This is a genomic window from Streptomyces sp. NPDC051041 (assembly GCF_044456065.1).
Taxonomy (GTDB): Bacteria; Actinomycetota; Actinomycetes; order Streptomycetales; family Streptomycetaceae; genus Streptomyces; species Streptomyces glaucus.
The window spans coordinates 1-3269 of record NZ_JBITFM010000040.1 but is presented as its reverse complement, the minus strand read 5'-3'; the positions used below and the strand labels follow the sequence as shown (position 1 = coordinate 3269).

The following is a 3269-nucleotide window of genomic DNA, read 5'->3' as shown; positions in this document are numbered from 1 at the left end:
CGGTAGCCGCGGATCTTGACCTGGTGGTCGGCCCGGCCGAGGAACTCCAGCAGCCCGTCCGGACTCCAGCGCACCAGGTCACCGGTGCGGTACATGCGCGTGCCCGCCGGGCCGAACGGGTCGGCGACGAACCGTTCGGCCGTCTGCGCGAACCAGTTCAGGTAGCCGCGCGCCAGCGCGTCACCGGCGATGTAGAGCTCGCCCGGCGCGCCCGGCGGCACCGGCCGCAGCCGGCTGTCGAGCACGTACGCCCGCATCCCGTCGCGGGCCCGCCCGATGGGGACGACCGACGGGACGTCACGCCGGTCGTGCAGGGTGTGGGCGGTGGCGTACACGGTGATCTCGGTCGGGCCGTACGCGTCGGTGACCACGGTGCCGGGGCAGTGCTCCAGCACCCGGCGGACGGTGGCGGCCGTGACGACGTCGCCGCCGACCATCACCTCACGGACGGTGGCGAGGCAGCCCGGGTCCTCCTCGGCCACGACCCGGAAGAGTCCCGCCGTCAGCAGGAGCAGGGTCACGCCGTGCTCGCGGACCGCCCGGGCGATGGCCGCCACGTCCGGTTCGCCGGGCGGGGCCACGACGACCTCTCCGCCGTTCAAAAGGGGCGTCCACAGTTCGCACGTGGACGGGTCGAAGCCGTACGGCGAGTGCAGCAGGGTCCGGATCGGCCCGTCGGCCGCCGTCCTCGTCCAGTGCCGGTCCGTGGCCAGGCTCACCACGCCGCGGTGGGTGGCCGTCACGCCCTTCGGCTCACCGGTGGAGCCGGACGTGAACATCACGTAGGCGGCGCTGTCCGGGTGCGGGCGCGCCGCGGGGGCCACCGCCGGGGCGTGCCGCGGGCCGTCCGCGCCCACCGCGTCGGTCACCGTGAGGAAGTGGCCGGCCCGGGGCAGCAGGCCGGGTGCCGTGCCGCGATGGGTGTCGTCCGTGACGACCACCGACGCCCCGGTCTGCCGCAGCATCGCGTCCAGCCTGGCCGGGGGAAGGTCGGGGGCGAGGGGCACGTAGGCCGCTCCGGCCTTCAGGACGGCCAGGATCGCCGTCACGACCTGCGGCGAGCGCTCCATCAGCAACGCGACCCGGTCCTCCGGGCCGACGCCGAGGGACGCCAGCCGTGCCGCGAGCCGGTTCGCCCGCTCGTCCAGCTGCCGGTAGGTGCGCGTGCCGCCGCCCCAGCGGACGGCCACGGCCTCCGGCGCGCGCGCCACCTGCGCGGCGAACGCCTCCACCACACTGACCGCGGGCTTCACCGGGCCCGCGTCGGTCTCGTTCCAGTCGGTGAGGATGCGGTGCCGCTCCTCGGGGGTGAGGACGTCGACGGCCCCGACGGGTGTGGCGGGGTCATCGGCGAGCGCCCGCAGCAGGAGGACGAACCGGTCGGCCAGCACCCGCGCCTCGTCCTCGCCGAAGGCGCCGGGCGCGTACTCGATGCGCAGGGACAGCCCCTGTTCCTGCGGCGCGGCGATCAGCATGAGCTGGTAGTGGGCGGCCTCACGGGTCTCCGCGCGGGTGAGGGTGAGGGGCGTGCCGGCGAGGGCCGTGGCCTTGTCGTCGACCGGGTAGTTCTCGAAGACCATGGCCGAGTCGAACAGCCTGGGCAGTCCGGCCAGGCGGTGGATCTCGCTCAGGCCGAGGTACTGGTGGGCCATCAGCTCGGCCTGTTCGTCCTGAAGGCCGCGCAGCAGGGACTCCAGGGACTGCGTGTGATCGAGCCGTGCCCTGACGGGCAGGGTGTTGATGAACAGGCCCGCCATGGACTCGACGCCGGGCAGCTCCGGCGGGCGCCCGGAGACCGTCGTGCCGAAGACCACGTCGTCGCGGCCGGTCATGCGGGACAGCAGCAGCGCCCAGGCGCCCTGGAGGACCGTGTTGACGGTGAGTCCGCGGGACCTGGCCCATGCGACGAGGCGGGTGGCGAGGCCCGGCGGAAGTTCGGGGCGCACCCGCGCGGGGCGCGTGGCCGGGGTCGCCTCGGCGGCGCCGGCGGGTGCGATCAGGGTGGGCTCGTCCACTCCGTCCAGGGCCCGCGTCCATGCGGCGCGCGCCTCGTCGCGGTCCTGGGCGGCGAGCCAGCGCAGGTAGTCGCCGTACGGGGTGACCGGGGGCAGCGTGGCCGCCGAGCCCTCGGCCGCGTACAGGGCGAACAGGTCCCGCGCCAGGACGGGCACCGACCAGCCGTCCAGCAGCAGGTGGTGGTGCGTCAGGAGAAGGCGGTGGCGGTCGGCGCCGAGCCGCAGGAGGGCGGCCCGCAGCAGGGGCGGGCGCGCCGGGTCGAAGCGTTCGGCGAGTTCCGCGGCCGCGATCCGGTCGCTCTCCGCGGCCTGCTCGGCGTCGGACAGGGCGCTCAGGTCGGCCGTGCGCCAGGGCAGCCCGGGGTCGCGGACGATCACCTGGACCGGGGTGTCCGTGACCTCGTGGACGAACGCGGCCCGCAGGTTGGCGTGCCGGCGCAGCAGCGCCGCGCAGGCGGCCTTGAGCACGTCCTCGTCGAGGGGTCCTGCCAGGTCCAGGCGCAGCTGCGGGGTGTAGACGTCGCTCTCGCCGCCGTCGTAGACCGCGTGGAAGAGCAGGCCCTCCTGGAGCGGGGAGAGCGGGAGGACGTCCTCCAGGCCGGGGTGGGCGGCCTCCAGGGCCGTCACCTGGTCCTGGGTGAGGATGACGAGGGGGAAGTCGGACGGCGTGTGGCCGCCGGCGCCGGCGTCCGGGGCGTCCGTGAGCGTCTCCAGCGCCCGCAGCCACCGCTCGGCCAGGTCCCGCACCCCGGCCTCGTCGAGCAGGCCGCCCGCCCACGTGAACGTCGCCGACAGCACCGGGCCCTGCGGGCCCTCGACGGCCACGGCGTTGACGTCCAGCGCGTGCAGCAGCGGGGTCGCCGGGTCCGTGCCGGCGCCCAGGCCGTGTGCGTCGTCGGCCACCGCCCAGTCGTCGGTGGCCGACGCGGTCGTGCGGCCGAGGTAGTTGAAACCGATCTGCGGCCGGGCGCAGGACAGCAGGAGGGGGGCCGTCTGCGGATTGAGGTGGCGCAGCAGGCCGTGGCCGAAGCCCTGGCCCGGCACCTGGCCGAGCTGTTCCTTGGCCTGCTTGACGGCGTCCGCCGGGTCGTCCCCGGTGACCTCGAGCCGTACGGGGTGGACGCGGGTGAACCAGCCCACCGTGCGGGACAGGTCCACATCGGCGCGGTCGCTGTCACGGCCGTGGCCCTCCAGATCGACCAGCACCCCGCCGCCGGCGGCCGTGCCGCGCGCCTCGCGCCACTGACGCACCGC

1 protein-coding gene is annotated in these 3269 nt (G+C 75.4%); it reads right to left on the bottom strand.

The features are described from left to right. Window positions 1-3269: amino acid adenylation domain-containing protein (locus ACIBAI_RS28885; protein WP_399038777.1), on the bottom strand; the 3269-nt coding region annotated here is incomplete at both ends.